The organism is Streptomyces sp. NPDC058964, assembly GCF_042741275.1.
In the GTDB taxonomy this organism is placed as follows: domain Bacteria; phylum Actinomycetota; class Actinomycetes; order Streptomycetales; family Streptomycetaceae; genus Streptomyces.
This window is the reverse complement of sequence record NZ_JBHYKH010000544.1, coordinates 1-5,976: the sequence shown is the minus strand read 5'-3', so window position 1 is coordinate 5,976 and position 5,976 is coordinate 1. Positions and strand designations below refer to the sequence as shown.

5 protein-coding genes are annotated in these 5,976 nt (G+C 72.7%); 1 reads left to right on the top strand and 4 read right to left on the bottom strand.

Annotated features, from left to right (window positions below; translation table 11 throughout):
- The coding region (locus ACFW2E_RS39705; RefSeq protein WP_384474809.1) for a M1 family metallopeptidase at positions 1-1,447 on the top strand (1,447 nt) is incomplete at its 5' end.
- Positions 1,448-1,459: 12 nt separating this feature from the next.
- Here the strand turns inward: ACFW2E_RS39705 and ACFW2E_RS39700 are convergent.
- The 4 genes from ACFW2E_RS39700 to ACFW2E_RS39685 all read right to left on the bottom strand — a co-directional run bounded on the left by ACFW2E_RS39700 (position 1,460) and on the right by ACFW2E_RS39685 (position 5,880).
- On the bottom strand, positions 1,460-1,852 hold the full coding sequence (locus ACFW2E_RS39700; protein ID WP_384474806.1) for a DUF4186 domain-containing protein: 393 nt from the start codon (positions 1,850-1,852) through the stop codon (positions 1,460-1,462).
- A 183-nt stretch (positions 1,853-2,035) separates the two neighbouring features.
- Positions 2,036-3,124 carry a mechanosensitive ion channel family protein gene (locus ACFW2E_RS39695; protein ID WP_384474803.1) on the bottom strand — a complete coding sequence of 363 codons (1,089 nt, stop codon included), beginning with the start codon at positions 3,122-3,124 and terminating at the stop codon, positions 2,036-2,038.
- Between the two features lie 197 nt (positions 3,125-3,321).
- Positions 3,322-4,851: an amino acid permease gene (locus ACFW2E_RS39690; RefSeq protein WP_384474800.1), complete on the bottom strand. Its 1,530-nt coding sequence runs from the start codon at positions 4,849-4,851 to the stop codon at positions 3,322-3,324.
- Between the two features lie 36 nt (positions 4,852-4,887).
- Entirely contained in the window at positions 4,888-5,880 is a 993-nt protein-coding gene (locus ACFW2E_RS39685) for a hypothetical protein (protein ID WP_384474797.1), read from the bottom strand.
- Positions 5,881-5,976: the final 96 nt, after the last annotated feature.

Genomic DNA, 5,976 nt, shown 5'->3' with positions numbered 1-5,976 from the left:
GGACACGGGGACCGCGGGCCCGGAGACCCTCGGCGACCCGGTCTTCCCCGCCCTCGGAAACGACGGCTACCGCGTGTCGTCCTACGACCTCGACCTCGCGTACGACGCCACGACCAGGCTGGTCGATGCCGCCGCGACGCTGCGCATCCGCACCACCCAGGCCCTGACCCGCTTCTCCCTCGACGCGCTCGGCCTGGACATACGTTCCATACGCGTCGACGGCCGCCCCGCCGTCTTCGAGCAGGCGGACGAGAAGCTGCGCGTCACACCCGAGCGGGAGATCCCGGCGGGGTGCCGCGCCACCGTCCGCGTCGAGTACGCCGCCGACCCGCGCCGCTCCCTCCCGCACACCGCCTGGGTGCCCACCCCGGACGGCTTCGCCGTCTGCCCGCAGCCGAACTCCGCGCACACCGTCTTCCCGTGCAACGACCATCCGTCGGACAAGGCGGACTTCCGCTTCCGCATCACCGTCCCGAACGGGCTGCGCGGCGTGGCGAACGGCCTGCTGTGCGACACGGAGGCACTCGACGGCGACCGGACCGCCTACACGTACCGCTCCCGCTCCCCGATGGCCACCGAACTCGTCCAGATCACCGTCGGCGACTACGTGGTGAGGGACCGGCCGGGCCCGCACGGCCTGCCGCTGCGCGACGTCGTCCCCACCGCCCGGGCCACCGCCCTGGAACCGGCGCTCTCCCTGACGCCGGGGCTGGTCGAGTGGCTGGAGGCGCGCCTGGGGGCCTTCCCGTTCGAGACGTACGGACTGCTGCCCTGCAACTCCGACGACCCGAACGCCTTCGACTTCACGGGCCTGGAGACCCAGACCCTCACTCTCTACAAGCCGAACTTCCTGCTTCAGGAGGAGAAGAAGATCGGCTCGCACATGATGCACGAGCTGGTCCACTCCTATTTCGGCAACATGGTCACTCCCGCCACCTGGGCCGACCTGTGGCTGAACGAGGGCCACGCCGACTTCTACGGACTGCTGTACCGCTACGAGCGGGGCTGGGCCGACTCGCTGGGCCTGACCACGATGGAAGCCCGGATGAAGGACACCTACGCCCGCGGCGACCAGTGGCGCCACGACTCGGGCCCGGTGGCCGCCCCGAACGCGGTCGACCTCTTCGACAGCCAGCGCTACCTGGGCGGCGTGCTGGTCCTGTACGCGTTCCGGGAACTGGTCGGCGAGGACGCCTTCCACGCCGTGGAACGTGCCTTCCTGGACCGCTTCCGCGACCGGTCGGCGACGACGGGGGACTACATCGCCGTCGCCTCGGAGGTCACCGGCCAGGACCAGTCCGGCTTCCTGGGCGACTGGCTGTACGGCACCAGGACGCCGCGGATGCCCGGCCACCCCGACTGGACGGTGAACCCGGTGGCCTCGGCCCTGGCGGCGCCGCACAGCCGGCGCGGCGGGCCCTACCACGACAACACGGCCACGCTCTGACACCGAGTGCCGTCACAGGTGGCGGGCGGAGGTCTCTCCGGCCGCCACCTCACGCTCGATCCAGCGGCAGATCACGTCCACCACGTAGGCGCGCTCCGCGCGGGTCAGCTGCCGTCCCTTGGGGATCCGGTGCCAGCGCTGGAGACAGCTGCGGCAGCAGGTGGCGGTGGCGTGCTGCGCCACGAAGACCGGGTGGCCCCGGTACGGGGTCTGCCTGCCGTCCTTGTACGGCTCGGCCGGCGCCAGCCGCTTGGCGATGAGGTCGTAGGCGTGCCTGCGCAGCGTCGCCGGGCCGGTCAGCTCTGCGGTGGCCCGGTCCCGCCCCCGCAGATGGAACTTCGCCCGGAACGGATGACGCGCGATCGTGTCGAGCCGCTGGTCGAGACGGGCCGTCGGCTCGGGCATCGCGGACTCCGGGGAAGACGTCGTGCTCCTTCGAGCATACGGTCGCACGGGATCTGCCGGGGAGCCCTGGGCCGGCCCGCGGCGCGTTCGTGGGGTGCGGCGGCCCTCCGGAGGAGGCCGGTCCGCGACGCGCCTGATGTGGGGGCGGCTACCGCCCGGGGCCGGCCGACCGGAGCCCGGCGGCTAGTCGACGACGGAACCCGACGCCAGATCCTCCGCGCCGCGCTGCTGCGGGATCACCACCGTGCCCTGCTGCAGGGCCACCGTCCGGGTGGGGGCCGGGATGCGGATGCCCTCCTCGCGGTAGCGCCGGTGCAGGCGCTTGATGAACTCGTGCTTGATCCGGTACTGGTCGCTGAACTCGCCGACGCCGAGGATCACCGTGAAGCCGATCCGGGAGTCACCGAAGGTGTGGAAGCGGATCGCGGGCTCGTGGTCCGGGACGGCGCCGGTGATCTCGGTCATCGTCTCGGCGATCACCTCGGTCGTGACGCGCTCGACCTGGTCGAGGTCGCTGTCGTAGCTCACGCCCACCTGCACCAGGATGGTCAGCCGCTGCTCGGGACGGGTGAAGTTGGTCATGTTCGTCTTCGCGAGCTGCCCGTTGGGGATGACCACCAGGTTGTTGGAGAGCTGGCGCACGGTCGTCTGGCGCCAGTTGATGTCCACCACGTACCCCTCCTCGCCGGTGGTCAGCCGGATGTAGTCGCCCGGCTGGACGGTCTTGGAGGCGAGGATGTGGACGCCCGCGAAGAGGTTGGCGAGGGTGTCCTGCAGGGCCAGGGCGACGGCCAGACCCCCGACCCCCAGGGCGGTGAGCATCGGCGCTATGGAGATGCCCAGCGTCTGCAGCACCACCAGGAAGCCGATCGCCAGGACCAGCACCCGCGTGATGTTGACGAAGATCGTGGCCGAGCCGGCGACGCCGGAGCGGGACTGCGTGACCGTCTGCACCAGACCGGCGATCACCCGGGCCGCCGACACGGTCACGGCGAAGATGAGCAGCACCTGGAGGCACTGGTTGGTGTGGTGCTGGACCGTCCGCGTCAGCGGCAGCACCGCCGCGGCGGCGGCCGCGCCACCCGCGATCGCCGCCCACGGCACCACGGTCCGCAGCGCGTCCACCACGACGTCGTCGCCGCTCCAGCGGGTGCGCTTGGCGTGCTTGGCCAGCCAGCGCAGCACCGCGCGCGACAGGAAGGCCGCCAACAGACCCGCCGCCAGGGCGATTCCGGCGAGGATCAGATCGTCCAGGGTCAGCGCGCGGTCCACTGGTCACCTCCGGGGAGGGAAGCTGCGGCGGACCGGGCCGCCGACGGCCGGATGTGAAGTCTCGTCACGTTGTCACCTGCTCGTTTGCGGGAAGTGCGGTCGCACCGGTCCGTACGGCGTCGACGGCCGATGCGACCGCTCATCCTGCCGTATCCGGCACGGGAGTTCGTACCCGGACCGGTCCCGCGAGCGACCCCTCAGACGATCCCCTCGGCCAGTTCGGCCTGCTCACGGCCGGTTCCGTAGGCGGCCGTGGCGGGAGTCCCGTACGAACGGCGGGCGACGTACCACCACACACTGGCGAGAACCAGTACGACGGCCAGCGCGACGGACGCGTAGTTCATCGAGTCGACCGTCACCGGCGACGACTGCGGCAGGCAGAAGAGCACCGTCACGGCGGCCACCCAGACGACCGCGATCCAGCCCACCGGCCGGCTCCACCGTCCCAGGTTCCACGGGCCCGGCCGGAACCGGTCGCCCGCGCGCAGCCGCAGAAGGACGGGGATGGCGTACGCGGGGGTGATGCCGATGACGTTGATGGCGGTGACCGCGCCGTACGCCGTCACCGAGTACAGGGACGGCAGGGCGAGGACGCAGGCGACCGTCACCGACAGCCAGACGGCCGCGACCGGCGTCTGGGTACGGCCGCTGACCCGGCGCCAGAGGGCCGAACCGGGCAGCGCCCTGTCCCGGCTGAACGCGAACACCATGCGGCTGGCCGCCGCCACCTCGGCGTTCCCGCAGAACAGTTGGGCGACGATCACGACCAGGAGCAGCGCGCTCGCCCCGTCGGTGCCCAGCCCGTCGAGCAGGATCTGCGCGGGCGGCACCCCGGTCGCGCTGTCCCGCGTGGCGCCGTAGTCCTGGATCGCGAAGGTGAGGCCCGCGAGCAGGACGAAGCCCGCGATCCAGGAGACCCAGATCGAGCGGACGATGCCGCGCGCCGCCGCCACCGAGGCGTTGGAGGTCTCCTCCGACAGGTGTGCCGAGGCGTCGTAGCCGCAGAAGGTGTACTGCGCGAGCAGCAGGCCGATCGCGGCCACGTAAACCGGGTTGGACCATCCTGTCTCGTTCACGAACCGGGTGAAGACGAAGGACGCGGACTGGTGGTGGTCCGGGACGATCGCCAGCGCGCCGACGATCAGTGCCACGCCGGCCAGGTGCCACCACACGCTGACGGAGTTGAGCAGGCTCACCAGGCGGACGCCGAACAGGTTCAGCACGGCGTGCAGCAGCAGAACCGCGACGAAGATCAGCATCGTCCTTCCCGGCGTCGGCTCGAAGCCCCACCGGAGGTTGGCGAACGCGCCGGTGAACAGGGCGGCCCCGTAGTCGATGCCCGCGATCGCGCCGAGCAGGCCGAGCAGGTTCAGCCAGCCGGTGTACCAGCCCCAGCGGGGGCCGCCGAGCCGGTCGGCCATGTAGTAGAGGGCGCCGGACGTCGGATACGCGCTGGTGACCTCGGCCAACGAGAGCCCCACGCACAGCACGAACAGCCCGACGCCCGCCCACCCCCAGAGCATCACCGCCGGTCCGCCCGCGCCCATGCCGAAGCCGTACAGGGTCATGCAGCCGGACAGGACCGAGATCACCGAGAAGCTGATCGCGAAGTTGCCGAACCCGCCCATGCGGCGGGCCAGCACGGGCCGGTAGCCGAGTTCGCGCAGGCGCTGCTCCTCGTCGTGCCGGGGAGCGGACGGTACGGATGGTTCAGAGGCGCGGGACATGCGACAGACCTCCGGGGGAGCGTCGGTGGGGGGGTGTCAGTTGCCGGTACCGGGGCCGCCCGTTGCGGCCATGCTGCGGGCGCGGGCGTGGCGGAACACCTCCACGGCCCCGTTCGGATCGGGTGTGCGGTACGACCAGGGGGCGGGCGTGCAGTACGGGCCGAGCGCGGCGAACACCCGGGCCGCGTCGGGGAAGCGCTGGGCGCCCCAGAGGGCGTGGGCGAGGTGGTTGAGGTCGAGTGGGGAGCGCTCGGCGGCGGGGCAGTGGCCGAACCAGGCGTACAGCGCGTGCCCCGCCTCCCGGGTGGCGTCCTCCGCCACCCAGTGCAGGTCCAGGGCGGCGTCGCGTCCGGCGCCGCGGCGGTAGCGCTCGGCCCGTACGTACAGCGGCAGGGCGTGCAGCGCGGAGCCCAGCGGGGCCGACCCGGCCGCCCGGTGCGCGTACGCGGCGGCCTCCGTCAGCCGCCCCGACGGCGACCGGGCGCAGAGGAACTGCAGCATCCGGTGGTGGGCTTCGCGATTGTGCGGGTCGCGCTTGTCGGCCTCGGCGAGCAGACCCCACGGGCCGGGCGGCAGCGCGGGCTCGGGCGGCGGCGCCCGGTGCTCGGCCCAGCTCTGCTCCCGGTCGATCGGGGCCAGCGCGATCAGGCACACCCACGGCACCGGGTCGAGCGGTGCGGCCCGGGCGGCGGTGTCGCTCGCGTCCCAGGCCTCCACCCACAGTTCGTGGGTACGGCGGTGGCCGTCCCGGTGCGCCCGCAGCGCCCGCTCCACGGCCACGCGCGCGTGCATCACCGTGGCCGGCACGCTGGACGGCTCCTCCGCGAGCCAGGCCCGCACCACGTCCGTGCCGGCCGCCGCGGCCGCCAGGACCTGGGTGCGGCGTGTCCACTGCCACCAGGCGGTGGTGTCGGCGAGCAGGGCGCGCATCGCCATCCAGCGGCCGGTGCGCAGGTCCTGCAGGACCGTGCGCAGGGCGTCGTCCCGGCCGGCGGGGTCGAAGACGGGACGCGCCCCCGGTCTGGTCATCGGCCGCCGGGCCCCCGGCCGGGGCGGGGCACGGCGGCGGGGGGGGGGAACAACACCCCACCACAGGGCGGGGGGGGGGGTTACGGTGGGGGGTGG